Origin of the sequence: Actinomyces urinae, from assembly GCF_900119695.1 — a bacterium.
GTDB classification, from domain to species: Bacteria; Actinomycetota; Actinomycetes; order Actinomycetales; family Actinomycetaceae; genus Gleimia; species Gleimia urinae.
The window spans coordinates 253,848-278,867 of sequence record NZ_LT632547.1 but is presented as its reverse complement, the minus strand read 5'-3'; the positions used below and the strand labels follow the sequence as shown (position 1 = coordinate 278,867).

Annotated in this window: 21 protein-coding genes and 1 tRNA gene; 15 read left to right on the top strand and 7 right to left on the bottom strand. The window is 55.6% G+C overall.

Going from position 1 to position 25,020, the window contains the following annotated elements; genetic code table 11:
* Window positions 1-18: 18 nt before the first annotated feature.
* Entirely contained in the window at window positions 19-2,082 is a 2,064-nt protein-coding gene (gene tkt, locus BQ7114_RS02570) for a transketolase (RefSeq protein WP_072341562.1), read from the bottom strand.
* Between the two features lie 113 nt (window positions 2,083-2,195).
* Here tkt and BQ7114_RS02565 point away from each other — a divergent pair, with 113 nt between their 5' ends.
* The 7 genes from BQ7114_RS02565 (at window position 2,196) to der (ending at window position 9,557) form a co-directional block, all read left to right on the top strand.
* Window positions 2,196-3,128 (top strand): tyrosine recombinase, encoded by a 933-nt coding sequence (locus tag BQ7114_RS02565; protein WP_072341558.1) that lies wholly within the window; start codon window positions 2,196-2,198, stop codon window positions 3,126-3,128.
* A gap of 71 nt (window positions 3,129-3,199) precedes the next feature.
* Window positions 3,200-4,057 carry a ParA family protein gene (locus tag BQ7114_RS02560; RefSeq protein ID WP_072341555.1) on the top strand — a complete coding sequence of 286 codons (858 nt, stop codon included), beginning with the start codon at window positions 3,200-3,202 and terminating at the stop codon, window positions 4,055-4,057.
* On the top strand, window positions 4,057-4,854 hold the full coding sequence (locus tag BQ7114_RS02555; RefSeq protein WP_072341552.1) for a segregation and condensation protein A: 798 nt from the start codon (window positions 4,057-4,059) through the stop codon (window positions 4,852-4,854). Before BQ7114_RS02560 ends, BQ7114_RS02555 begins: the two co-directional genes overlap by 1 nt.
* 33 nt (window positions 4,855-4,887) lie before the next feature.
* Window positions 4,888-5,466, top strand: coding sequence for an SMC-Scp complex subunit ScpB (scpB, locus tag BQ7114_RS02550; RefSeq protein ID WP_072341549.1), 579 nt, complete (start codon window positions 4,888-4,890; stop codon window positions 5,464-5,466).
* Window positions 5,466-6,212: a pseudouridine synthase gene (locus BQ7114_RS02545; protein ID WP_072341546.1), complete on the top strand. Its 747-nt coding sequence runs from the start codon at window positions 5,466-5,468 to the stop codon at window positions 6,210-6,212. The genes scpB and BQ7114_RS02545 overlap by 1 nt, the downstream gene beginning before the upstream one ends.
* Window positions 6,213-6,220: 8 nt before the next feature.
* Entirely contained in the window at window positions 6,221-7,351 is a 1,131-nt protein-coding gene (locus BQ7114_RS02540) for a prephenate dehydrogenase (RefSeq protein WP_072341543.1), read from the top strand.
* A 31-nt stretch (window positions 7,352-7,382) separates the two neighbouring features.
* Window positions 7,383-9,557 carry a bifunctional cytidylate kinase/GTPase Der gene (gene der, locus BQ7114_RS02535; RefSeq protein ID WP_072344664.1) on the top strand — a complete coding sequence of 725 codons (2,175 nt, stop codon included), beginning with the start codon at window positions 7,383-7,385 and terminating at the stop codon, window positions 9,555-9,557.
* 8 nt (window positions 9,558-9,565) lie between these two features.
* Here der and rarD read toward each other — a convergent pair whose 3' ends face one another.
* On the bottom strand, window positions 9,566-10,627 hold the full coding sequence (gene rarD, locus BQ7114_RS02530) for an EamA family transporter RarD (protein ID WP_072341540.1): 1,062 nt from the start codon (window positions 10,625-10,627) through the stop codon (window positions 9,566-9,568).
* Between the two features lie 86 nt (window positions 10,628-10,713).
* Window positions 10,714-10,787: transfer RNA gene (locus BQ7114_RS02525), tRNA-Pro, on the bottom strand.
* Between the two features lie 163 nt (window positions 10,788-10,950).
* On the opposite strand from BQ7114_RS02525, the gene pepN reads away from it, so the two are divergent.
* The 7 genes from pepN to BQ7114_RS02490 all read left to right on the top strand — a co-directional run bounded on the left by pepN (window position 10,951) and on the right by BQ7114_RS02490 (window position 17,351).
* Window positions 10,951-13,518: an aminopeptidase N gene (pepN, locus tag BQ7114_RS02520; protein WP_072341537.1), complete on the top strand. Its 2,568-nt coding sequence runs from the start codon at window positions 10,951-10,953 to the stop codon at window positions 13,516-13,518.
* Window positions 13,503-14,330 (top strand): DUF881 domain-containing protein, encoded by an 828-nt coding sequence (locus tag BQ7114_RS02515; protein ID WP_072341534.1) that lies wholly within the window; start codon window positions 13,503-13,505, stop codon window positions 14,328-14,330. Before pepN ends, BQ7114_RS02515 begins: the two co-directional genes overlap by 16 nt.
* Entirely contained in the window at window positions 14,327-14,659 is a 333-nt protein-coding gene (locus tag BQ7114_RS02510; RefSeq protein ID WP_034507735.1) for a small basic family protein, read from the top strand. Before BQ7114_RS02515 ends, BQ7114_RS02510 begins: the two co-directional genes overlap by 4 nt.
* A gap of 2 nt (window positions 14,660-14,661) precedes the next feature.
* Window positions 14,662-15,387: a DUF881 domain-containing protein gene (locus tag BQ7114_RS02505; protein ID WP_072341531.1), complete on the top strand. Its 726-nt coding sequence runs from the start codon at window positions 14,662-14,664 to the stop codon at window positions 15,385-15,387.
* Between the two features lie 84 nt (window positions 15,388-15,471).
* Complete coding sequence (locus tag BQ7114_RS02500) at window positions 15,472-15,912, top strand: FHA domain-containing protein (protein ID WP_072341528.1); 441 nt, start codon at window positions 15,472-15,474, stop codon at window positions 15,910-15,912.
* Window positions 15,909-16,655 carry a transcriptional regulator FtsR gene (ftsR, locus tag BQ7114_RS09080; protein WP_072341520.1) on the top strand — a complete coding sequence of 249 codons (747 nt, stop codon included), beginning with the start codon at window positions 15,909-15,911 and terminating at the stop codon, window positions 16,653-16,655. The genes BQ7114_RS02500 and ftsR overlap by 4 nt, the downstream gene beginning before the upstream one ends.
* A 177-nt stretch (window positions 16,656-16,832) precedes the next feature.
* Window positions 16,833-17,351: a MerR family transcriptional regulator gene (locus BQ7114_RS02490; RefSeq protein ID WP_034507728.1), complete on the top strand. Its 519-nt coding sequence runs from the start codon at window positions 16,833-16,835 to the stop codon at window positions 17,349-17,351.
* Between the two features lie 69 nt (window positions 17,352-17,420).
* Here BQ7114_RS02490 and BQ7114_RS02485 read toward each other — a convergent pair whose 3' ends face one another.
* Together BQ7114_RS02485 and BQ7114_RS02480 are read right to left on the bottom strand one after the other, a co-directional pair.
* Window positions 17,421-19,937 carry a YhgE/Pip domain-containing protein gene (locus tag BQ7114_RS02485; protein ID WP_083431705.1) on the bottom strand — a complete coding sequence of 839 codons (2,517 nt, stop codon included), beginning with the start codon at window positions 19,935-19,937 and terminating at the stop codon, window positions 17,421-17,423.
* Complete coding sequence (locus tag BQ7114_RS02480) at window positions 19,937-22,576, bottom strand: MMPL family transporter (protein ID WP_072341515.1); 2,640 nt, start codon at window positions 22,574-22,576, stop codon at window positions 19,937-19,939. Before BQ7114_RS02480 ends, BQ7114_RS02485 begins: the two co-directional genes overlap by 1 nt.
* A gap of 365 nt (window positions 22,577-22,941) precedes the next feature.
* On the opposite strand from BQ7114_RS02480, the gene BQ7114_RS02475 reads away from it, so the two are divergent.
* Window positions 22,942-23,301, top strand: a complete 360-nt coding sequence (locus tag BQ7114_RS02475) for an RNA polymerase-binding protein RbpA (protein WP_070620262.1) — start codon at window positions 22,942-22,944, stop codon at window positions 23,299-23,301.
* 162 nt (window positions 23,302-23,463) lie between these two features.
* On the opposite strand, the gene BQ7114_RS02470 is transcribed toward BQ7114_RS02475, so the two are convergent.
* Both BQ7114_RS02470 and BQ7114_RS02465 read right to left on the bottom strand, forming a co-directional pair.
* Entirely contained in the window at window positions 23,464-24,027 is a 564-nt protein-coding gene (locus BQ7114_RS02470) for a LemA family protein (RefSeq protein ID WP_072341512.1), read from the bottom strand.
* Between the two features lie 11 nt (window positions 24,028-24,038).
* Entirely contained in the window at window positions 24,039-24,992 is a 954-nt protein-coding gene (locus tag BQ7114_RS02465) for a DUF3137 domain-containing protein (protein WP_072341508.1), read from the bottom strand.
* Window positions 24,993-25,020 lie beyond the last annotated feature (28 nt).

Here is a 25,020-nt window from a genome sequence, read left to right as displayed (position 1 = left end):
CTCCAGATTAGTTGAACGTTAGGCTAGTACCTCGCGCGCAACCTTAGCCACGTTTTCCGTGGTGAATCCGAACATCTCCATGAGATCATCGCCCGAGCCGACCTCACCGAAGCGCTCCAGCGAAACCGCGCGGCCCTTAATACCGAGGTACTTGTGCCACGGTGCAGCCAAGCCGGCCTCGACGCTAACACGGGCGGCAACGGCCGAGGGGAGTACCGATTCCTTGTACTCGTCAGACTGCTCGTCGAACCACTCCATACACGGAACCGACACAACGCGAGCCTTTACGCCCTCACCCGCGAGGACCTCGGCGGCGCCAAGCGCATGCTGGACTTCCGAACCGGAAGCCAGCAGGATGACGTCTGGCGTGCCCTCGGTGTCGCGGAGCACGTAGGCTCCGCGAGCCAGACCACTTGCGGGAGCCAGGTCGCCTCCACGCTTCGGGTTAGGCAGATTCTGACGGGACAGAATCAGACCGGCCGTGGCGTCACGCTTCAAGATTTCCTTCCAAGCCTCCGCAGTCTCAGCGGCATCCGCCGGACGAACGATCGAAAGGTTCGGAATGGCGCGGTAAGCGGTCAGGTGCTCCACAGGCTGGTGCGTGGGGCCATCCTCACCAACGCCAATCGAATCGTGAGTCCAAACGAAGGTCGTGGGCAACCCCATCAGAGCAGCTAGACGAACCGCGCCACGCATGTAGTCAGCGAACACGAAGAACGTACCGCCGTAAACGCGGGTGAGTCCCTCAAGCGCGATACCGTTCATGATGGCACCCATTGCGTGCTCACGAACACCGAAGTGGAGGTTGCGGCCATACTTGTCACCCGAGAACATTGCAGAGCTGCGGTCTTCCGGCAGGAAGGAAGGCTCGCCGTCCATAAAGGTGTTGTTCGAGCCAGCGAGGTCAGCTGAACCACCCCAAAGCTCAGGAAGAGCCGGAGCCAGAGCATTCAGCACCTTGCCCGACGCGGCGCGGGTAGCAACGGCCTTACCCTCTTCGAACTTCGGTAGCGCATCCTCCCAGCCCTCGGGTAGCTCGCGCTTTGCGAGGCGGTCGTAAAGCTTTGCAAGCTCCGGGTTGGCCTCGCGCCACTTAGCGAACTTCGCGTCCCACTCGGAGCGGGCGGCCTCGCCGCGCTGCTTCATATTCGCCTGCGCGTGTGCAACGGCCTCCTCGTCCACATCAAACATCTTCTGCGGATCGAGGCCAAGTGCTTCCTTCAAACCTGCAAGAGCATCAGAGCCAAGCTTCGAGCCGTGTATAGCGCCCGTGTTCTGCTTGCCCGGAGTGGGCCAACCGATGATGGTGCGCAGTCCAATAATCGACGGGCGGTCGGTCTCAGCTAGCGCGTTCTGAATCGCCTCTTCAACAGCCTCAACGTCTTCCTTGTATTCGCCGCCCTTGGTCCAATCCACGTGCTGGGTGTGCCAGCCGTAAGACTCGTAGCGCTTCATCACATCTTCAGTGAACGCAATCGAGGTGTCATCTTCAATGGAAATGTGGTTGTCATCCCAGAACACAATTAGGTTGCCAAGCTTTTGAGTGCCAGCCAGCGAGGAAGCCTCGGAAGAAATGCCTTCCTGCAAGCAGCCATCGCCTGCGATTACCCAGATGTTGTGATCGAACGGGGACTCGCCGGGGGCGGCATCCGGGTCGAACATGCCCCGAACACGGCGCTGTGCCATTGCCATACCAACAGCGGACGAAAGGCCGGAGCCAAGCGGGCCCGTAGTGATCTCAACAAAGTCGGTGTGCTTGTACTCGGGGTGGCCCGGCGTCTTTGACTTCAGGCTGCGGAACTTCTTCAGATCCTCAAGGTCGAGGCCACCGCCAGCCAGGTACAGAGAAATGTACTGGGTTAAAGATGAGTGGCCCGCAGACATCACAAAACGGTCCCGACCAAGCCACAGGCTGTCTTGCGGATCCATCTTTAGGTGCTTCTGGAAGATTAGGTACGCGAGCGGCGCGAGAGAAATCGCGGTGCCCGGGTGGCCAGATCCAGCGTTTTCGACGGCGTCTGCGGCAAGCATCTTTGCTGTTTTAACCGCGCGATCATCAAGTTCGTTCCATGAAAATGTCATGAAAATAGCCTTCCCTTGTCGTTGGTTTAGAAATCGGTCACAATTGTATCTGTTTGGTCGTTTTAACGCCTTCCGTGTTTATTTTAACACGAAAAGAGAGAACATTTGAGATTATGATACCTTCACGCAACAGTGCTTTACAGCAGTATCTAGTCGATTTCTTAGACTATCTGAGCGTTGATAGCGGCGCGTCAAAGCACACCATCTCGGCCTACCGTGCAGATATCTCCAGGTTCCTCGACGACGCGCACCTGGAATCGGCCAACGAACTAAACGCTAAGGTCATTAACGACCACTTAACAAAGCTGTCAACGGGGGAGCTTGGGCGAGCCTTTGCACGGTCCTCGATTGCGCGCGCTCGTTCCTCAATCTCTGGTTTCATCAAGTTCTTAATCGATCGCGACGTGCTTGAAACCGACCCAATGGATGACGTCGAGTCGATGGCCACGCCTGCACGGCTACCGAAGGCGCTTACGCTCGACCAGGTCAGGCAACTACTCGACGCCGTAGCCGAAACACCCGGCCCAATCGGCCTGCGGGATACCGCCGTGATGGAGATGCTTTACGGAACCGGCGCCCGCATCTCGGAACTAACCGGCCTCTATCCCGAAGATCTTTTACTGGATGAGGACGTGCCGGTGGTTCGCCTGTTTGGCAAGGGACGTAAAGAGCGCCTCGTCCCCTTGGGGAGCTACGCCCGCGATGCGGTAATGAAGTATATGAAGGAGGGCCGTCCCGAACTCGCGGCTAAGAAAGGCAACGACAAGCACCTGTTCTTGAACACTCGCGGGGGAGCGCTATCGCGCCAGTCCGCGTGGGAAATCATCAAGAGTGCGGCGAAGAAGGCAGAGGTTGAGGATGTCTCTCCACATACCCTTCGCCACTCATTTGCCACCCACCTGTTGGAAGGCGGCGCATCGATCCGCGACGTGCAAGAACTCCTCGGCCACTCATCGGTGGTAACTACCCAGATTTACACGAAAGTATCGATCTCAACGCTGCGTGAGATTCATGCAACCACGCACCCACGAGCCACCTCTGACTAGCGCTCGAGGCGCTATTTTGGCCCGGCGGCGCAAGACCAGGCCAGATGACATATTCTAGGGGAGTGAGTGAGATGCAACCAGGATTAGTTCCCGTACCCCCAGAAGGCGGACGCGACGACGATTTCCCCGTACCGGCCTCGCTAACGTCGCACGGACCTGCTCGTGTGATCGCGATGTGTAACCAGAAGGGTGGGGTTGGTAAAACCACCACCACCATCAACCTGGCCGCAGCGTTGGCGGAATACGGCAGGCGAGTCCTCATTGTCGATTTCGATCCGCAAGGCGCAGCATCTGCAGGCCTTGGCATCAACTCGCAAGACCTCGACTTCACAATCTACAACCTGCTGATGTCCTCCAAGGTTTCTATTCGAGACGCCATCGAGCACACCAAGATCGAAAACCTAGACCTAGTACCGGCCAACATCGACCTGTCAGCAGCTGAAGTCCAGTTGGTAAATGAAGTTGCGCGCGAGCAGGCATTGACCAGGGCGCTGCGCCCGGTCATCGATGAGTACGACGTTATCCTCATCGACTGCCAGCCGTCTCTCGGACTTCTTACCGTTAACGCTCTGACGGCCGCCCACGGGGTTATGGTTCCCCTGGAGGCTGAGTTTTTTGCGTTGCGCGGCGTTGCCCTCCTTATCGATACGATCGATATGGTGCACGACAGGCTAAATCCGCGCCTAAAAATTGATGGCATCTTGGTCACCATGGTTGATCTGCGCACGTTGCATGCGCGTGAAGTCCTCGAACGCCTTCAAGAAGCATTTGGAGACAAGGTTTACGACACTATCATCAGGCGTACAGTGAAGTTCCCGGACGCTTCCGTTGCCACTGAACCCATCACTACCTACGCACCCTCTCACAAGGGAGCGCAGGCTTACCGCCGCCTAGCGCGCGAAGTGATCTCTCGCGGAGACGTAGCGTAGTGACCACAACCGAGGGCGGCGGGTTCACCGTTTCGTTAGAGAACTTTGAAGGGCCGTTCGACCTTTTGCTCGGCCTTATCTCTAAGCGAGAAATGGACATTACCGAGGTTGCCCTCGCTGCTGTGACAGACGAGTTCATCGCCTACATGCGCGTAGACCCCGACCTTTCGCGCACGTCTGAATTCCTTGTTGTTGCCGCAACCTTGCTGGACATGAAAGCCCGCTCCCTCCTGCCTGTTGAAGATGAGCAGCTTGAAGCAGACCTTGAATATCTGGAGGCTCGCGACCTGCTATTCTCCCGACTTTTGCAATACCGCGCCTTCAAGCAGGTGGCGAATATTTTTGGCCAGTTGTGGGAGGTAAACAGCGCCGCGCATCCAAGGCAAGCGGAAATGGAACCCAAGTTCGCTGCTCTTTTGCCCCAGCTACGCTGGTCCACAACCCCGCTTGACCTGGCCAAGATCGCGGCCGAGGCAATCTTTGCCGCGCCGCCGGAGGTTGCAACCACTCATTTGCATGACCCGCTGGTTCCGGTACGCCCGCAAGCTGAGTACATTTTGAAACAGTTGAAGGTTATTGGCAATGCTAGCTTTGAGCAACTCTGCGCAGACGCACCGGATGTCAATACGATTGTTTCGCGTTTCCTCGCAATTTTGGATCTGTACCGTGAGGGCGCAGTGTCATTCAAACAAGAAGCACCTCTCGCGAAGCTCTCGATCCATTGGACGGGTTCGGACACCAACGTTGCCGACATGCGGATGGAAGACGAGGAAGGCGCAGTGGTCGCCTCACTTTAGGTACAATGACTTCAGTATTGACGGGAGGTCGACATGCAAGAGGCAATACCCCAGATCTTTGGCGATGAAGAACTAGCCAAAGTAATCGAAGCAATCCTCATGGTTGCGCCCGAGCCGGTGGCATCGACAGATATTGCGAATGCACTTGGTATCGCGGGCGACCAGGTGGAGACAGCACTTACTCAGCTACGCGCCGAGTATGAGCGTGATGAGCGGGGATTTGAACTGCGCGAAGTCGGTGGGGGATGGCGCTACTATTCGCGTCCGGCATATGACCCCTTCGTGACTCATTTTGTCAGTGGCAGCCGTATGCAAAAGCTTTCGCAAGCTGCTCTAGAAACGCTTGCCGTTATTGCTTATCGCCAGCCTGTCACCAGGCAAAAAGTCAGTTCCATTCGGGGAGTTAACGTGGATTCTGTTGTCCGCTCCCTGCAAGCTCGAGGTCTTATTGAAAGTGCGGGCGAAACCGCAAGCGGTGCAACACTTTTTCAAACCACAACCGAGTTCCTTGAACGGATGGGGCTACGCTCACTAGATGAGTTAAGTCCTCTTGCACCCCACCTTCCGCACCGAGACGAACTTTCTGAACTAGCGCAATCTTTGGAGAAATAATGAAGAACGATCCTCACGTAGAATCGGGAATCCGCCTGCAAAAGGTTATCTCGCAAGCCGGCGTGGCTTCGCGCCGTCACGCGGAAATCCTCATCACCTCGGGCCGCGTACGCGTGGACGACAAAGTGGTGCGTAAGCTTGGCACCAGGGTTGACCCCAGTCGGCAAGTGATCCACGTTGATGGCGAACGCTTGCTGTTAGACACTGAGTCTCTAACCATTGCCCTCAACAAACCCGTTGGCGTTGTTTCAACCATGGACGATCCAGAAGGACGCACGTGCCTAGCGGACTACACGCAGGACTACACCCAGCGCCTATTCCATGTGGGACGTCTTGATACCGACACGGCTGGTCTGATCCTGCTGACTAATGACGGGGAGCTTGCACATCGGCTCATGCATCCCTCGTTTGAAATTCCAAAAACCTACGTTGCTACTGTTCCTGGCGAGGTTCCACGCGGCCTGCGCAAGAAGATGCTACGCGGTATCGAACTTGAGGACGGCCCCGTTGAAGTTCAAGATTTTCGCATCAAAGACCAGTACGGCGACCTCACCCTCGTGGAGCTGACGTTGCACGAGGGGCGCAATCGCATTGTTCGCCGCCTGCTCGAAAGTGTGGGCTTCCCAGTGGTTGAACTGGTTCGCACCCAGTTTGGACCGGTTAAGATCGGGCGACTACATCCAGGCGTGACACGCAAGGTTGATGGAGCTGTGCTTCAAGAGCTGTACAATGCAGTAAACCTGTAGGAATCGCCGTGCAGATCTCAACCAACCCGGACGGCCGCCCCATTCAAACGACGGGGCCGGTGCTTGTGATTGGCTCGGGCCTGCTGGGCGGATCCATGGCACTCGCTCTAAAAGCTGCGGGTGTGGAAGTGTTCCTTCAAGACATTTCCCCCGTTTCACTGGCCCTGGCCCGCGACATTGGTGCAGGCGAGGAATACACGCCCTCTAGCCCGCAACCAACACTGGTTATTGTTGCAGTGCCTCCCGATGTGACTGCCGATTGTGTTGTAAAGGCACTTATGGAACACCCCAACGCGGTGGTTACAGACGTGGCTTCGGTAAAGTCGATTATTTTAGAGGAAGTTGAAGCCGCAGGTGTTGATGCGTCACGGTACGTCCCATCGCACCCCATGGCAGGGCGGGAAAGATCTGGCGTTGCAGCTGCGGACCGGGACCTATTTGTGGGGCGACCGTGGGCAGTGATTCACCACCTAACATGCTCTCCTCAGGCACGCGTGGTTATACGCAATCTTGCCGTGGATCTAGGTGCTACCGTCCTGGAAATGAATGCGCAAGAGCATGATCGGGGAGTGGCTATTGTTTCGCACGTGCCGCAGCTAGTCTCGTCCCTACTCGCCTCCCGGCTTCGCGATGCCACCGAGGATGAGCTCAGCCTAGTTGGCCAGGGCCTGCGTGATACCATTCGCATCGCGGCTTCCGACCCGCGTCTGTGGACATCGATAGTGTCAGGCAATTGCGGTCCCGTAGTGGATGTGTTGCGCGAATATCAGCGAGAACTGGATGACCTCGTTCGCGGACTTGAATCGGGTGCTGCCGCCGGTTTTGGAGCCACCGGATCCGTTGCGGCGATAAACACTGCTATATCGCAGGGCAACGAAGGTGTTTCCCGGATCCCCGGAAAGCACGGGGGAGCGCAGCGCCGTTGGGCGATCGTAGAGGTACTCATTCCTGACAAACCGGGTGAGCTTGGCAGGCTATTCACCGAACTGGGCACGGCCGGAATCAACATCGAAGACCTCACCATGGATCATTCCGCACACCAGCGCGTTGGTCTGGCCCAAATTTTTGTAAACCCGGCTGTAGCCAAAGAAGCCGAAAAAGAACTTGAAATGCGCGGCTGGCGCATCGTTAACCAGTGAGCTGGGAGGAAACGTGGAAGAAACAGCAAACATGAGCGTAGAGCAATTGAAGGCGCTAATTAGCGAGCTTGGGCTGTCTGTTGCTATCGATGGCCCGTCCGGCTCCGGCAAATCGACAGTTGCGCGAGCACTCGCGCGAGAACTTGGTATTGGCTACCTCGATACCGGGGCGATGTATCGCGCACTCACCTGGTACTGTCTGGACGCCGGCCTCCCCATGGACGACCACGCCGCTGTGGCTGGCGCCGCAGATTCCTTCCCCTTATCCATCACCACCTCGCCCGATGGTTTTCGCGTAACCGTGGGGGATAAGGATGTGACGGAGCAGATCCGCGAGTCCCGTATTTCCAAAGAAGTTTCAAAAGCCGCCACAAATCTGGATGTGCGCGAGTCGCTTGTGCGGCAGCAACGCGAAATCATTAATGCAGCTCGCCAATCCGGTAACGGCATGGTTGCCGAAGGGCGCGATATCACCACCGTGGTAGCACCGGATGCGGATGTGCGTCTGCTACTTACCGCTTCAGCTGAGGCGCGTATGAAACGTCGCGCCGTACAGTTGCTAGGTGAGGGCGTGGACGAGGCCGCCATTGAATCCATGCGCAACGAGGTTGTTGGACGAGATGCCAAGGATTCTACAGTGGTGAACTTTCAGGAGGCCACTGAGGGCCAGATCCTGGTTGATTCTTCCACTCTTGATGCGCAACAAACGCTTGAGCTTGTGCTTGGCTACGTGGGGCAAAACCTTGCGCACCGAGCTGAGCAGGCAGAGGCTGACAATGCCCGCGTCCGCGCTATGCGCGCCGCGCTCTCAAGCTACGAGCTGTACGAAGAAGACCAGGATGTATTAGAAGGCGAGGTTCCCTTTGAAGAGTTAGAAACCTCTAACTCCGGTAATCCTGTTTTAGCCATTGTAGGGCGCCCAAACGTTGGTAAATCAACACTTGTGAACCGGATTTTACAACGCCGGGCCGCGGTTGTCCAAGACACTCCCGGTGTCACACGAGACCGCGTTTCTTACCCCGCAAACTGGAACGGACGCGACTTCACGCTGGTTGACACAGGCGGTTGGGAAGTGGACGTGCGCGGCCTGGACCGCTCCGTTGCGCAGCAGGCTGAAATCGCAATTGAAATGTCGGACGCGGTGCTCTTTGTTGTAGACGCAACTGTTGGTATCACTGATACGGACGAGCGAATCGTGAAGATCCTTCGCCGTTCCGGAAAACCCGTCGTACTGGCTGCCAACAAGGTTGATTCAGCTGCACAGGAGGCGGATGCCTACGCGCTTTGGAATCTCGGGCTGGGCGAGCCTTTTCCAGTATCAGCGCTACATGGCCGCGGAGCCGGTGACGTGCTCGATGCAGTTATGAAGATCCTTCCCGAAGAATCCGCTGTTGCGCAGATACTGCCCGAGGGAGGGCCGCGCCGCGTGGCGCTCATTGGGCGCCCCAATGTAGGCAAATCTTCTCTACTTAACCAGTTGGCCGGAGAAAACCGAGTGGTTGTTGACAACACCGCGGGCACAACCCGAGATCCGGTTGATGAACTCATCGAGATGGCCGGACGCCAATGGTGGTTTGTGGACACCGCTGGTATTCGCCGCAAGATGCACCGAACCTCGGGCGCTGACTACTACGCGTCCATCCGCACGCAGGCTGCGATTGAAAAGGCCGAGGTGGCCATGGTTCTACTTGATGCCACCGAGCCGCTATCCGAGCAGGACGTCCGCATTGTGCAAGCCGCGCTTGATTCGGGCCGCGCCCTGGTAATCGTTAACAATAAGTGGGATCTAGTTGATAAGGATCGTCGTCTTGACCTTCAATATGAGCAAGAACGCGACCTTGCGCACGTGGCTTGGGCGCCGCGCATTAATCTGTCTGCACTCACCGGATGGCACACGAATCGAATCGTGCGGGCACTGGATACATCGCTGCGATCTTGGGACATGCGCATTTCTACGGCAAAGTTGAACTCGTTCCTGGGAGAACTCGTTGCCGCCACGCCCCACCCGGTGCGCGGTGGAAAGCAGCCGCGCATCCTATTTGCAACGCAGGTGTCTGCCCGTCCACCAAGGTTCGTGATCTTCACAACCGGCTTCCTTGACCCCGGCTACCGCCGCTTCATTGAACGCCGTTTGCGAGAAACCTTTGGCTTCGAGGGCACCCCAATCAAAATCAGCGTGAGAGTGCGCGAAAAGAAGCGCCGTTAAGCCTCCAGTTAGTTGGTTTGGGCCGCGCTATTCTCGTTCCGCTCATTCGGAATGGGAATAGCGGCTGCATTAGGCGCGCCCGGATCCACCAGGGTGTTCGCTGAGGTTTTACGGAACCTGCGCCAAGAATGCGCCTCATTCTTTGATTTTCGAGGCCGCCGGCGCCGCCATGGACGTGCCGCGGGCACAGCCCAGGATCTCCTGCGCATGATGGCACGCACACCATCCAGGCCAAGGATGACCACAGCGAGCCAAATCCCGATGTAAGTAACCCATTCGAGGCCTTCAATGCGTTCACCCAGCAAAGATGCAACCACGGTGACCAAGATCGGTTCAACGTAAGACAACAAACCGAACACCGCGTAGGGCAACAGTTTTGCGGCCATCACATAAAAGATCAGGGCAAATACGGATAATCCACCCAGTAGCAAGAGCAGGATTGCGGCGGGTACTTGTGAGAACGCAACGCTGACACCATTTTTTCGCGAAGCTGCAAAAATCGCGAGGGGCATCGCCAGCGCCATCTCCCAAGTGAGGGCTCCCACGCCGTCTGTTTCAAAAACGCGGCGAAGTACAAAGTATATTGGGTATCCCACTGCAACATAAACGGTCACCCAGCCTAGTCCGCCACCACGAATCACTTCGAACACCACCGCGGAGCACGCCACGAGGGTTGCGATAAACGTAATGGTAGAAAGGCGTTCTTTAAAAATCACCCTGCCGAACAGGACCATTACCAAGGGCATCAAGAAATAGCCCATTGACAAAGCTAATGTGTTGCCAGTTTGGGGTGCCCACCCAAAAAGGAACATTTGGGAGGCCAACATTGGCACATTAAATGCGTACGCCAGTAGTTTCTTTGGAGCAGCGATTGTGCGCTTAAACTCGCCTGAAAACCAGAACCAACGCCCACTTACCGCAAGTAAGAAGAGAATTCCTGGAACCGTTAGCACTATGCGCCACGCCCATACCTGCGTGCCTGACAAAGCTGGTAATTGTCCGGCTACGAATGCGATAGCTGCAAACATGACCGAGGAGAGAAGCGAAACTACTACGCCGCGACCAGCCATTACACACCAATCTAAAAGGACGCTGTGGGGGAATAGGTATCAAAAAATCCCGAGACATGACTTACGTTGTCGCGGGATTTACATCGTCGGGCTGGCGGGATTTGAACCCACGACCCCTTGACCCCCAGTCAAGTGCGCTACCAAGCTGCGCCACAGCCCGTGCTTTTCAGCAACAACGATTCTAACCGAATCATTCCTCACATGCCTAATCGGCCACGAGAATGTGGATTACTCCCGGCGATGCCATTCTCCGCTGCTGTTTGGCGGGGATGGCCGGCTCATGCAAGTAACGGTTTGGCGGGCGCCTTCGATACACTGAAGCAGTGGAGATTTTGACCCGTGATGAAACGCTGGAACGCAGCGCAAACGTAATACCGGACGAAATTGATGTGTACATCGACCTCTCAAATGCAGAGTCTGATGAAGAGGCGTTTTTTTCGAAATCAACGATTCGCTTTGAGACGAAATCCTCATCTGTTTTTGTCGATCTGGTTGCGAAGAGTGTTGATGCGGTGCGCGTTGATGGCGCGCCAGCAAACTATGAGGTAACGGATACGAGAGTCTTGGTGAAAGACCTCCCAACGGGCCGGCCGGTGAGCTTGGAGATAGAGTCGCGCTGCTATTACTCAACCACGGGGGAAGGACTGCATCGCTACATCGATCCAGAGGACGGGGCTACCTACCTGTACACGCAGTTTGAGCCCACGGATGCGCGCCGTGCATGGGCCTGCTTTGACCAGCCCGATCTAAAGCTTCGCTGGCAGTTCAGTGTCAAGGCTGCCTCGGATTGGATTATTCTGTCTAACCAGCCCGAGCAGTCCCGTAATGTGCTGGACGAACACACGGAGGTCACCTTCAATCGCACGCCACCGCTCTCGTCCTACATTACTGCGGTAGTTGCCGGCCCATACGCTCGCGTTGATGGAGGCACTTGGAGTGGGGGAGCCGCCGACGGCGGTCACGCCGACATTAGCTTGGGCGTTTACTGTCGCGCGTCTTTGGCGCAGTACATGGATGCCGAGGACATTTTGACCGTGACGCGCCAGGGCCTCGATTTCTATCACAAGCATTACGGATTCACATATCCGTGGGGTAAGTACGACCAGGTTTTTGTACCCGAGTATAATCTTGGGGCGATGGAGAACCCGGGGTGCGTGACGTTCAACGAGAAGATGATTTCTCGCGACACCCCTACCAGAGCCGCACGTCAATCTCGTGCCAACGTCATTTTTCACGAGATGTGCCACATGTGGTTTGGAGACCTCGTAACCCCGAAGTGGTGGGACGACCTATGGCTGAAGGAGTCCTTTGCGGACAACCAGGGCTCAATGGGACTGACGGAGAATACCGAGTTTGATACCGAATGGGCCACGTTCGCTTCCGGCCGGAAAGAATGGGCATACAAGCAGGATCAGCTACCGACCACCCACCCAATCGCAGCGGACATTCCCGACGTTGAAGCGGCGAAGAACAACTTTGACGGAATTACCTACGCTAAGGGTGCGGCTGTGCTTAAACAGCTGGTGGCCTATGTAGGCAAAGATGCCTTCTTTACCGGCGCTCGTGAATACTTTAAGAAACACGCCTTCGGAGCAACTCGGATGCAGGACTTCTTGAAGGCTCTCGAGGAAGCTTCCGGTCGCGATAACCTCCAGGATTGGGCAAAGGCATGGCTGGAGACAGCCGGCCCCTCGACGCTGCGTATTCTGCGGGATGAGGACAGTTTCATACTGGAACAGGAGTCCGTGGACGCGATGACCGGACGCCAGGCCCTGCGCCCTCACCGGATAAATGTTGGCTTCTATGAGTTGGCAGACGATGTTTTGATGCGTGTGGGCCTCGAAGAGGTTACGCTCACCGGACCATCCCTCCAACTGGAGACGGCAGGCAACTTCGACCTCGTCCTCGCAAATGATGATGATCTGACGTATGCGCTTGTTGAACTAGACGAGAATGATGTTGCGACTGCGCTTCACTACGTTTCCACGATTGCAAATCCAACCTCACGAGCAGTGCTTTGGTCGGCGCTGTGGGCGGGCGTGCGAGCGGCTCGGATAAATCCATGCCACTACGTGAATGCGGTGGCAACCCAGGTACCGCTTGAAGAAGATGACGCGGTTGCTGGTGACTTAATCTCGAACGCTCTTGAAGCTCTCCTGCACTACATGGCTACGCCAGAGCGAAAAGTGGAAGCAAATCGTTTTGCCAACCACGCTATCGATGCTATCGGGCGCTCCACTGCCGAAGACCGAAAGCGCGAATGGGCACTTGCCGCAACTCGTGCATTGAATATCGCTGGTTCTCCAGGGGAAGACCAGATGCAGTTCTTGCACGACCTCGCGGCCGCCAATTCGCCCCTCCTAACGGTTGGCCCAAATCTTGCTTGGCGAGCCCGAATCACCCTTGCTGCTCTCGGGGCTATCACCAGAGAGGATGTCGAGGAGTATTTGAAAACCGATCCCGCCGGTGAAGCTGAGGTATTTGCGCTACAGGCAATTTCTGCGCTACCAAGCCGCATTGAACGGCAAAAGAGCTGGACGCGGATTCTTGAAGCCGACCTGGCTAATGAGAAGATGAGCGCTATACTTGCCGGCCTCAACGCCGGATCGCTGGGCCACGGCGCAACCGGTTTTGCCGGGGACTTCTACGACCTTGCTTCGCAATATTGGGATTCCCACACCATCGGTATGGGAAGGCGCTTCATTGCGGGCGCATACCCTTCCGTGATTGACGCGGGCAATCCCGATGAGGCTGCAGCACTGCGCTACATGGCTTCCTGGTGGGTGAGCGCAAACGAGAACGCGCCGGCCGCTCTTGTGCGTCTCATGCGTGAGGCGGCAGATAATTTGGAACGCAGTTTTAGGATCCAAACCAAATGGCTGACCAAGTAGAACCCGTTGACCGCGCGGCCGAGCCAGATCGCGCATTAGCAGAGTCGTCGTCCCTGCTTGGCGGCCTCCTTTTTGACCCGCTCAACTATGGCGTCGGCGAACCATCTGCCACCCGGAAAAGGCAGCGCAGACCGCTTGAGGCTGTCATCGCCCTCTTGCTCGCAATGGTACTTGCCTTCTGCGTGACCATCGCAGCGAAAAACCTAATTGGACATAAAACCACACAGGAAAAAACGCGTAGCAATCTCAGTGAGCAGGTTGCTCGTCAGCAAGACATTGTCAATCGGCTGGAGGTTGCAAACGCTGAGGACGCGGCTCGAATAGCTCTTTTGTCCGCAGGCTTGAAAGATACGGTTCCTGCGGACGAATCAGCTGTGCAAAACGCACAGCTGGACGAAATCGAAGGCAGTGGAATCCTGGTCACAGTTACTGAAAGGGAAGGATCTGAATCCCTTGAGAGAGTGCTGGATACCGATCTTCGCTACATTATTAACGCGCTTTGGACGGGTGGCGCCGAGGGCGTGGAAATAAATGGTGTTCGAGTAGGGCCAACCACTGCCGTTCGCACCGCAGGTGGCGCCATACTAGTTAACTTCCAACCCGTGGTGGCGCCATACAGAATTCGCGCCATCGGAGACCAAGAGTCTCTAGAACTTCAACTAAGGTCCGGTGCCGTAGCAGCCTATCTGTCTACACTGGACTCAAAGTACGGAATCAAAACATCGATTCAGGCGGAAGAAAAAATCGCGTTGCGCCCCGCTAGCGTTCGTGGCGCGAGCCTTACCGAGATCGTTCAACAGGAGCAGCAATGATCGCAATACTTGGTCTAGTCCTTGGAATTATCCTTGGTATTCTTCTTGACCCGACCATTCCGTACGCGCTCCAACCGTACCTGCCCATTGCCGTTGTGGCAGCCATGGACGCGCTTCTGGGTGGTGCACGCGCCTGGTTCGAGGGCAAGTTCTCTGACCGCGTGTTCATCACCTCGTTCTTTTGGAACGTGCTCATCGCCGCCCTGCTGGTGCTGGTTGGTGCCCAACTGGGCGTGGGAGCCGCAATGACCACGGCAATCGTAGTTGTTCTAGGTATCCGTATTTTCTCTAACGCGGCAGCAATCCGCCGCCATATTTTCGGGGCGTAACCGTGCGACAAAGAGACCTATCCAAGCGTCGCTTGCGCGACCTCTTAACAGTGCGGTTTCGTCCCATTCACCTGCTTATTGGCGCGCTCCTGTTCACACTCGGATTCGCATTCGTCGCACAGCTCAAAATCCAACGATCAGATCCACTCGATGGCCTGAATGAAGATGAGTTGGTGTTGCTTCTGGATCAGCTAACCGATGCCGAGAGTCAGTTGCGGGACGAAAAGGCTGAATTGACCGACCAGATCTATAAACTGCAGTCGGCACACTCGCAAGGACAAGCAGCGGTTGAAGCTGCCGAGAAGGAGCGTGAGCTTGCTCGCATCCTTGGGGGAACCACTCCCGTGCACGGGCCCGGCCTGAAGATCGTTGTGAAGCAGGGGAGCAGTCCGATTCCTGCCCAAAAGTTCGTCACCATGCTAGGTGAGCTCCGTAACTCGGGCGCGGAAGCCATCGAATTGAACGGCAACCGCGTTGTGGCTACCTCTTACATCACCGCCGGTGACGACGGTGTTTTGAGCCTATCGGGGACCGAGCTGAAAGCTCCATACACGTGGAAAGTGATTGGCGACGCAGACACGATACAGCCGGCCCTAGACATCGCCCGCGGCGCCACCTCGCAACTTCGCGCATCAGATGCCACCGTCGAAATCACGCGTGTAGACGACATCGAGATAGATGCCACTGTTGCCCCCATGACATACCGCTACGCTAAGCCTGTCGAGTAGCACGTCCGTGTGGTGGATAACTTCTTCCAACAGAACTAAACTTGAAGGATAGATATTTGATCCCCGTCGACGAAGGAGAAGGCGATGTCCTTAAACAACACGCCAGATCCCAATGAAACCGCCATTTTTGGCGCATTGGACACGTCAAATGAATCCACAGAGTCGTTTATTCGCCGTCCGCTTTCTGCTACCGATCAAGCCGCGGTAGACGCTCTACCTTACGGCTCGGCTCTCCTTATCGTTCAACGTGGTCCAAACTCGGGTGCTCGCTTCCTCCTCGACAAAGAGGTAACTACGGCAGGTCGAAGCCCAAAGGCTGATATTTTCCTTGACGATGTCACAGTCTCGCGCCGCCACTGTGAATTCCGCGCCGTTGACGCGGGCTTTATTGTGCGCGATTCCGGCTCTTTGAACGGCACCTATGTTAACCGTGAACGCACTGAGAGCGCCGAGCTCCACACGGGCGACGAAGTGCAAGTTGGCAAGTACCGCCTTACGTACCACCCATCGAACAAAGCTTCATGAGCGCAAAACGACTTCGTTTAGAAAATGAGACACCAATATCTTGGCCTCGTGACGTTTCTCACGAGGCGAGATTTTCTATTGGTCAGGTAACCGAACAGGTTAAGCCCGAGTTTCCTGCACTCACAGTGTCTAAGATCCGGTATCTAGAATCGGAAGGCCTGCTTGAGCCTGAACGCACTGATTCCGGGTACCGGAAATACTCCAGCGCAGACATCGAACGGCTGCGCTTTATTCTGACGGAGCAGCGTGACTCTTACCGCCCGCTTCGCGTTATACGCGAGCAACTTGCCGCGCTTGACGCCGGTCACGAGATCGACCGGATGCCTACCGCAAGGGTTGTGTCCGACAAGGGCGTCACTAAGGTACCTTCCCGCGAGCACGTTTCGGTTCGGGAACTGTGTGATCTAACGGGCGCTTCAAAGGCAGAGATCGAGGAGTTCACCACTCTTGGTTTGCTCTCTCCGGACATTAGCGGCTACTTCCGTGCAAAGTCTGTAAAAGTAGTTGAGCTTCTGCTACAGATCCGCAGCGAGGGGATCAGCCCGCGCAACCTCCGTACAGTGCGCCAGGCGGCCGAGAGGCACGCGGATATTATCGACACTACGGTGCAGCCGCTTCGCGCACGAGGTCGCGCCTCGGATATTGAACGGGCACGAGCTCGGAGTGCAGAGATTGCAGAGCTCACCGCCGATCTGCATCGCGAGTTTTTGCGCATGGCAATCGATAAGCTTTCAGATAGTTAGACAAATTCGATAACAAAATAGTCTCAAGTTAAACTTGAAGGTAAGGCGCACCGCGCGTTTCATTGACGAGGCGCTTATTACGTTCTAGCGTTGATCTCAGTTTGACCATCAACCTAATAGTCGCGAGGAGATATTCAGTTGGTACCAGATAATGGAGCCGCTACGGCCCGGCAGGGCATGCTGTTTGGCGACGTCCTCGCACACCTCACCCCCGAAACCGGCTACCGTGGTCGCATCGCCTGCCAGGCAGCTGGCATAACCTACCGCCAGTTGGACTACTGGGCACGCACCGGCCTCGTGGAACCCTCTATCCGCACGGCACAGGGTTCAGGCTCTCAAAGGCTCTATTCGTTCCGCGACATCCTCGTGCTGAAAGTGGTGAAGCGCCTTCTTGACACCGGCGTCTCACTGCAGCAGATCCGTACAGCCGTAACGCACTTGAAAGACAGGGGAGTGGATGACCTCGCTTCAATCACGCTTATGAGCGATGGGGCTTCGGTTTACGAGTGCCGCTCGCGCGACGAGATGATCGACCTAATCGAGGGTGGTCAAGGCGTGTTTGGTATTGCAGTTGGTCACGTTTGGCGCGAGATTGAGGGCTCGCTAGCTGAGCTTCCTAGTGAAGAGGCTGAGCCGGTTCTTCCAGTTGAAGACGAGCTTGCCAAAGCAAGGCGCGCTCGGCGTAACGCTTCCTAGAAAATCTTCGAAGTTTTGGGGTGGAACATTCTGATCTGTTCCACCCCTCAGTTTTAGCTTCTTCGACGGTTAAGCTTCTGCATACTGCCGGCGAAGTTGGGCTACGTCTAGCCTGCGCGCCTTCCTAGCGGCAATCGCACTGAACAGGAATGACACCAGGCCCCAGAGCAGGAGGGGGATGGCCGTAGCCACAATACTGGTTAGATTTCCGCCAACTACGGTGTGGGTCAGACCGTTCATAAGGGCGGATAGCGGCAGCAATCCAGATATCATTTGGAACGCACTTGGCGCGGTCTGAATCGGAATAAGTCCGCCAAGCGAAACAACTTGCACCACTAGGAACAGTAGGGCCACTATGCGGCCCACTCGCGCCCCACAAACAGCTAGGAGTGCCTGATTAATCGCGGTAAATGAAACCACTCCTATGACCATCATGATCGAAGTTAGAGCGATGTTCTTTGGAGAGACCCCGAATAGACCCGCGATAATTGCAACACCAATAGCTTGTACCAATGCGAACATCAGTGCTGGGCGAAGCGAGTTCCATGCCACGCGCACGGGCGTCAGTGAAGAAGCTAATTCGCGACGGCGCAAACCGGGCATAGCTAAATACGTAGCAAACGCTCCCAACCACAGTACTATCGCCGCAGCCCAAGGAAATAGCGTGTTGGCCTCACTTGTTTTGTACAGAGCGGCATTCTCAGACCGAATCGGAATCGCACCCACATTCACAATCCGCGTGCGCTCTGCATCCGTGTAGCTCGGCACCTGATCGACGCCGCCTTCAAGCTCGGTAGCAAAGCGCGACGTTCCCTCTATCAGCTGCCCGATACCTGCGTAGAGTTCACTGGTGCCCCCGGCAAGTTGATCTGTTCCCGCTGCCAGCTGGCCCGCTCCGCTTGAGCTTTGCTCCGCACCGTCGGCCAGTTGCCAAGTGCCGTCTTCCAGCTGAATAAGGCCGGGATTTAAGAGCTTAAGGCCCGCTGCAAGCTGGCTGGCACCATCCACGAGGCCGAGCTGGCTTGGTGTTCCATCGAGGCCAGATTGAAGCTTTGCCGCGCCATCGGAGAGCTGACTAAGCGCCTGCGACATTCCGAGGCTACCCGGTGTGCCATTCACCCCATCGCGCAACTGGGCAATACCTGCGGCAAGCTGGCTCGAACCTTCGCGCAACCGTTCCAGATCTGCTTTAATACCGGCAAAGCCTCCGGCCTCTTGGAGCTGTTTCACCAACTCTTCTATGCGGGCATTAATCTGCACGATCTGATCCACGAGCTCATTGATGCCAGACCGGGTAAGTAGTTCATTGAGCTGGACAAGCGCCTGATCCAAGTTGGGATCGTTTTGGGGAAGATTTTCTAGAGCTTGCTCGAGGTCGCTCACGGTTTGATTAAGTGCTGTGCAATACTCCGGGGTCTGTGTGGCATCGCACTGGTCGGCCAGCTGCTTGAGGCGGGGCAGAGCGCCTGTATTCTGGTCCGTACCGTAGATTAGGCCGCGTACGTAATCGAGCAGGCTCTGTGAATCTTTGATTACGTCACGGATCTTTTCCACCTCAGCGGCAATCTCTTCGGAGGAAGGGAGGTTATCGAACGCTCCATCTGGAATCGACTCCTCGATGCGGGCAAGGGGCTCGAGCACCTCATTCAGGCCATCCACCAGCTGATCTATACCTTCGCTGAGTTCTTTGGATCCGTCGGCGAGTTGCCTGGTTCCTTCGGCAAGCCCGCCTGGCTCATTCACGCTTCGCTCCAACTGGTCAATACCGGATTTCAGCCCGGGAGTAGCGCTGGTCCCTACGAAACCGTCACGCAACTGTTTGGTGCCCGAAGCGAGTTGATCAGCACCATCGGCAAGCTGGCCCACGCCTCCGCGCAGTTCGCTTACCCCGCCTGCAAGCTCGTTTGCGCCTCCGTACAGCTGGTTCAATCCAGCGGCCAGCTGTGCGGTTCCATCAGCAAGGTCACGCGCGCCCGAGGAGAGCTGTCCGGCTCCCTCACCAAGCTCGTTTACACCATCATCTAGTTGCTTGGCACCGTCTGCAGCCTGCCCCAGTTGATCCTTCATATCGCCAAAGCCAAGGAAGATCTCATCCAGCATCGTCTCGGTTAAGGTATGCCCCATTGTGGTGGCAGCTACAGCCGCGATCTGCGCAGAGATGCGTCCCATGAGCTCAGATGACGCGTCATTAGATGTCACGGTAATAAGTGCAGGAGTAGCTGTGGTCGTCCCAATGGACGTCACATTCTTAGAAAAGTTTTTTGGAATGGTGATGACCGCTTGGTATTGCCCAGATTCAAGCCCGCTTCGCGCGGTTTCTTCCGTGACAAGTTGCCAATCCAGGTTCAGATCGACGGGCTCTTCGGGATACATGAGACCCCCGGCCAGCTCACGCCCGATGGGCACCATAACTTCTTCGCCATCAACCACCATTTTCGCGCCCTCGTCCAAGTTGACGATGGCGGCGGGAATCTTGTTGAAGTTGTTCGGGCGGTCTGGAAGTGACCATAGCGTAAGCGCAGTCGCGAGTATAGGTAGTAGCACTACGGCCACGAGGGCCCGTATGTCTCGTCCGGTAAGTTTCATTACCCATTCACCGCCAACTTAACGCGTACTTCATATGAGTGTTCATTTGCGAATTCATCCGTGTTATCCGGTCCGAGTAGCAGGGCGCCGCCCGCCTTGAGGTTCTCTTGGACCCTGGCCTTCTCCACCTCACGAAGAGGCCGGTTGACGAGTAGCAACATGGGTTTAGAAACCTGCGGGAGCCGTGTTGCCGGTTCATCAAGGAAGACGCTGCGTGCTATCACTCGGCTGGCTTCGTCGCGAGTCGAAATATCGAACACGTAGATCGATCCGGTGTGGGGGAGGAGCCGGGCACCAAATGCGGCAAGCATCGCCTTACAGGCCGCCGGTTCGCCAGTTAGGCGGATAATGTCGCCCGGGCGCACGGCCAGTTCTGCGCCGCTTACAAGGTCACCACGCCGGTCTCCAATGCTCACATTCTCAGCTCTGGCTACAACCGTGCCGTATTGGCGTTGCCAGTCCACGTGTTTGAAGTGCAGGTCCATTCCGGTTCCCTCAACGTCTAGAAGGGGGAGCATCCGATCAAGCCACTTCGGTAGGTACCACGCCCTGTCGCCCAGAAGTTGGAGGACGGCGGGCACCAGTGTCATTCGTACGAGGAAAGCGTCCACACCAACGCCAACCAACAGGCCGAATGCGATTGGTTGCACGTAGAACGAGCCGTCGGGGATAAAGCCGGAGAACACGGACATCATGATGAGGGCCGCGGCCACAACCACCGGAGCCGAGCCCACGAATCCCGTGCGAATCGACTCTTGCGCGTTGCCACCGTGCGCGTAGTCTTCGGCCATACGTGAGACCAAGAACAGTTCGTAGTCCATTGCCAATCCAAATAGAACGCCCATGAGCATGATTGGCATGAAGGAAATGACGGGACCTACCTGCCCTATTCGCAGCAGGTCGTTGCCAACACCGTCGATGAACACCCACGTGGTCATGCCAAATGCTGCGGCCACAGAGAACACGTAGCCAAGCGTTGCTTTGATCGGCACCCAAATCGAGCGGAACACAATTAGCAGAATAATGAGGGAGAGCCCTACAACAACCGCCCCAAATGGCAGTAGTGCCGAGTACAGCTTCTCTGATACGTCGATAGCCACGGCCGCCGAGCCGGTAACCATCACGTTAGAGATGTCGTATTTGGATTCCCAATCGGGTGCGGCATCCCTAAGGGCATGCACAAGCTGTTCGGTTTCTACGCTATCTGCCCCGGTCTTAGGGATCACCACGACAACGCCCAGGTCAGCGCTGCGGTTAGGTGTGGACAGCTGCACCTGATCAACGCCCGGCATCTGCTCGATTTCAGACTTCATGCTCGCCATTAGACCCAGCGGATCCCTCGAAGTAACGATGTCGCCAATGACAACGAGCGGCCCGTTAGCTCCCGGCCCGAATTCTTCGGCTACCAGGTCAAATGTCTGCCGTGCCATCGTGGATTCATCCTCAACGCCATTATCCGGCAGTGCCAGGCGCAGATTTAGCGCAGGAATGGTCATGACTACAACCGCAGCCGTAACACTCAAAATCGTTAGCCAGGGGTGCGAGGTTACGGTTTTCACCCACCATGCAGACAAGTGGTGTTTACGCCCAGTCTCGGCCCTATCCTCGCTATTCTTCAGCCTTCGCTGCCTAGGGCGCAGGCGATCACCAAGCAAAGCAAGCAATGCGGGCAGGCCAGTTACTGCCATTAGCGCCGCGATAGCAACAGCCAAGGCCGCCGCTAGACCCATAATAGTGAGGAAGGGAATGCCCGCTACAAACAGCGCCGTCAGCGCAATAACCACTGTCATCCCCGCAAAAAGCACGGCGGCGCCCGAGGTAGCTATGGCACGCGGAATCGACTCTTCGACGGTGTAGCCCTCAGCCAGCTGATCTAAATGGCGCGAGACAATAAATAGGGCGTAATCGATTCCCACAGCCAATCCCAGCATGATGGCAAGCGTTGGGGTAGTGGTAGAGATTGGGACGAAGGCCGCCACTATCATCGTGATTCCCATTGAAATGCCAACGCCAAAAAGCGCTGTAATGATCGGGACCATGCCCGTCTTAAACGAGCGGAATGCCACCGACAAAACGATTAGCGCCAGGGCGACGCCCACGGCTTCAAGAGGGGAGAGGGGAATCTCAGTGAGCGACATAATCTGGCCGCCAACGTGAACGCTCAGCCCCGCTTCCTCTGCCTGTTTAGCGATGCTCACCAGCTCGGATACGGAGTTATCGTCAATCGAGTCGAGGCCAAATGAGAACTGTACCTGCGACATCGCATAACGATTATCATCTGACACCAGGGGAGCCATTATTGAGTCATCAAATGGGTCTGCTACAGCGGTCGCATACTTAATGTTCTTTGCCTGGTCGAGGACGGCCGTGATCTCGTCTCGGTAATCCCAGATGTTACCGCCCTCTGGAGCTCCGAAAATGACCTGGCCTGCGGTTCCAGACAGTTCTGGGAAGCGCTCAGCCATTACATTAAGGCCATCTTGCCCCTCGGTGCCCGGGATGGTGAAATCATTAGTCAGCTTGCCGCCCAGACCGAACATCGCAGCTATAACCGCGGCCAGGATCAATATCCAGGCAAGCAGCACCGTTTTTGCATGCTTAACCGTGGAGGTGGCTAGCCGAAACAGAATCGATGACACTATGGTTCCTAAACACGCGATACGTTGTTTCTTCGATTCTATTATTTATTCGCCGCGCTTGAAGACCCAGAACACCCTAGGCCCCAACGCTGAGTGGTTTCGTAGTGGGCACGGCTCATGACAAGCGCCACGCGCTCGCACTCCTCAGGATTGAGAGGGGTAGAGGCACCGTATTGAGATTGCGTAAAACCATATCTAATAATGACATAATGTACATTATCGGATTAGCGTATTAGATTGAGCCCTTTGTGGTCGAGGGGCTTTTGCCCTAACGCCGCTCGATTCGCGCATTCAGCTGAAATATTTACCAAAGCGATAGCGTTTATGCGTTTAGACTACGAGCAAGTTCGAAGAAAGGAAAACAGATGGCAGATCGCGCACTACGCGGAATGCAGATTGGCGCTAAGTCGCTAGAGACCGAAGATGGCATCGTTTTTGCTGATCGCCAGCAGCGTCGCTACCAGTGCGAAAATGGGCACGTTTTTGCGGTGACGATGTCGATCGATTCTGAGCCGCCAGCAAACTGGGAATGCCGCTGCGGTTCGCCCGCCGAATACCTTGGCGATGCGGAACCTGAAGAAGAAAAACCAGCAAAACCACAGCGTACGCACTGGGACATGCTTCTTGAGCGTCGTAGCGAAGAAGAACTCGAAGTTTTGTTGCAGGAGCAACTTGAGGTGCTTCGCCGCGGCGAGTTACGCAACGGCGTTGCCTACAGGCGCTAAACAACGGTAAAGATTAAGTAAAGCATGCAGTGAGCATTGTGGTCAAGCAGCGGAGCACCTCATAGAGCCCCTCTTGGCCCCCAAAAGCGCAGATTTGATCTTGCCCACTCCTCCCCCGCGGTCATATATGATCGCGGGGTTCTGCTTGTACCTCGGGTTCGTTTACACGGAATAGTCGAAGCCGCTGATGTCTTTCTTCGAGGCCACGTCGTGCTCGCGCAGGAAGTCCATCTGCTTGATTCCGCGAATCGCAGCCACAATCGAGATTGGGAAGGTAACCACCATTTGGTTCAGCAAACTAATGTTCGAGTTCACGATCCGTTTAGAAGCAGCGAGCTGGTCGTTTTCCTTTGCAATCTCACTTTGGAGATTCAGGAACTGCTGCGAAGAGAGCATCTGCGGGTAGTTCTCCCCCACTGCGAAAATATTTCGCAGTGCATTGTCCTGAGAGACCATTGCGTCATTCATCTCTGCAACCGACGCCCCGCGGCGCAGTTTCACGATGTTCACAAAGAGTTTCTCTTCATGCTGCGCGTATGACTTCGCTACCTTCAGCATTTCCAAGATAGTGTCATACCGCTTGGCAAGAGCAATATCGACGTTCTTCTTCGATTCTTCAATAATGACCAGGTAGCGCGATATTTGGTTGCTTTTTGCAATAAACCAAAAGACGATCAACAATAAAATGACCGCAACGGCAAGCCAAATATACAAGTAAGAATTCATTGATTCTCCATTCACAACTGGGAATTAACCTTATCTAACAACGTGTAAAACTGGCCGAGCTGATTCTGCACCTTTTTATACTCGCCACTAAGAGAAAGACTTTCAATCTCTTTTCGGCTAGAGGGACGCTTCAGAATATGGGCGTCCGTGTAAAACGAGACCGCAACTCGTTTCTCATCCATTGTCACAGTAATTGGGCAGCCTTCCCTATACTCCACAAGAGTTCTAAGCAGGTATGGATTCAAGAGCGTGCGGCTGGAGACCTCGTCAGTGCAATAGACATTGAACGTCTCATTGAACCGAATGTCTTCCGTCTCAATCTTCAGTTCACCGTCCTGGGCTTTGGCATAGCCCTTTTGCTTTTCTCGGCCAAACAGCCCGCGCGTTGTCGGCACAATGCGGATATGGCCGCGCAGGCCCGTGGGATATTCGGCGGTTAGCACCTGCCCGTTAAAGTCCTCCACGGTACGAGTGTTACCGTCGGAGTCCTCGTAGGTGTGATAGGCCCACAGATTGCAGAACTCCGTGCGCCTTTCATCATTGAACATAATGTGGCAGTTTGGCGAGTAGCTCTCCGCTCTTGGAGTAACTACTTTCAAAATACGCTTCTCAATGCCGCCGTTGTAATCAACTTCCGCGTTTGGAATAACCTCGTGGAGCACTGGAAGTAAGAAGTGTTCCACATAAGACGCCGTAGTTTTATTTCTGATTGCTGTGCGCTGCTTGTTCCAAAAATAGATGAGGGCTGCGAGTGCCACCATTATGACGGTTTCATTTCGGAGCCAGAACACCAGAATAACTAGTGTAGGAATCCCAATCCACAGCATCTTGTACTGCTCTGACACGCTGGAAACCATGCCCGCCTTGATCTCATTCAACACGGTTTGTTTCTCTGGTGAACTTTCGATTTGTTCGATCCGTGCAAGAACCGTGGAGTCCGCGAAAAATGGATGCTGCTCAGCCATATTGCGACGCCCCCGTGGTTTCAGCTGT

What these genes read in the sequence shown, in the direction of transcription:
- tkt (WP_072341562.1), bottom strand. Translation starts at nt 2,082, where the DNA reads ATGACATTTTCATGGAACGAACTTGATGATCGCGCGGTTAAAACAGCA.
- BQ7114_RS02565 (WP_072341558.1), top strand. Translation starts at nt 2,196, where the DNA reads ATGATACCTTCACGCAACAGTGCTTTACAGCAGTATCTAGTCGATTTC.
- BQ7114_RS02560 (WP_072341555.1), top strand. Translation starts at nt 3,200, where the DNA reads ATGCAACCAGGATTAGTTCCCGTACCCCCAGAAGGCGGACGCGACGAC.
- scpB (WP_072341549.1), top strand. Translation starts at nt 4,888, where the DNA reads ATGCAAGAGGCAATACCCCAGATCTTTGGCGATGAAGAACTAGCCAAA.
- BQ7114_RS02545 (WP_072341546.1), top strand. Translation starts at nt 5,466, where the DNA reads ATGAAGAACGATCCTCACGTAGAATCGGGAATCCGCCTGCAAAAGGTT.
- der (WP_072344664.1), top strand. Translation starts at nt 7,383, where the DNA reads ATGAGCGTAGAGCAATTGAAGGCGCTAATTAGCGAGCTTGGGCTGTCT.
- rarD (WP_072341540.1), bottom strand. Translation starts at nt 10,627, where the DNA reads ATGGCTGGTCGCGGCGTAGTAGTTTCGCTTCTCTCCTCGGTCATGTTT.
- BQ7114_RS02515 (WP_072341534.1), top strand. Translation starts at nt 13,503, where the DNA reads ATGGCTGACCAAGTAGAACCCGTTGACCGCGCGGCCGAGCCAGATCGC.
- BQ7114_RS02510 (WP_034507735.1), top strand. Translation starts at nt 14,327, where the DNA reads ATGATCGCAATACTTGGTCTAGTCCTTGGAATTATCCTTGGTATTCTT.
- BQ7114_RS02500 (WP_072341528.1), top strand. Translation starts at nt 15,472, where the DNA reads ATGTCCTTAAACAACACGCCAGATCCCAATGAAACCGCCATTTTTGGC.
- ftsR (WP_072341520.1), top strand. Translation starts at nt 15,909, where the DNA reads ATGAGCGCAAAACGACTTCGTTTAGAAAATGAGACACCAATATCTTGG.
- BQ7114_RS02490 (WP_034507728.1), top strand. Translation starts at nt 16,833, where the DNA reads ATGCTGTTTGGCGACGTCCTCGCACACCTCACCCCCGAAACCGGCTAC.
- BQ7114_RS02485 (WP_083431705.1), bottom strand. Translation starts at nt 19,937, where the DNA reads ATGAAACTTACCGGACGAGACATACGGGCCCTCGTGGCCGTAGTGCTA.
- BQ7114_RS02475 (WP_070620262.1), top strand. Translation starts at nt 22,942, where the DNA reads ATGGCAGATCGCGCACTACGCGGAATGCAGATTGGCGCTAAGTCGCTA.
- BQ7114_RS02470 (WP_072341512.1), bottom strand. Translation starts at nt 24,027, where the DNA reads ATGAATTCTTACTTGTATATTTGGCTTGCCGTTGCGGTCATTTTATTG.
- BQ7114_RS02465 (WP_072341508.1), bottom strand. Translation starts at nt 24,992, where the DNA reads ATGGCTGAGCAGCATCCATTTTTCGCGGACTCCACGGTTCTTGCACGG.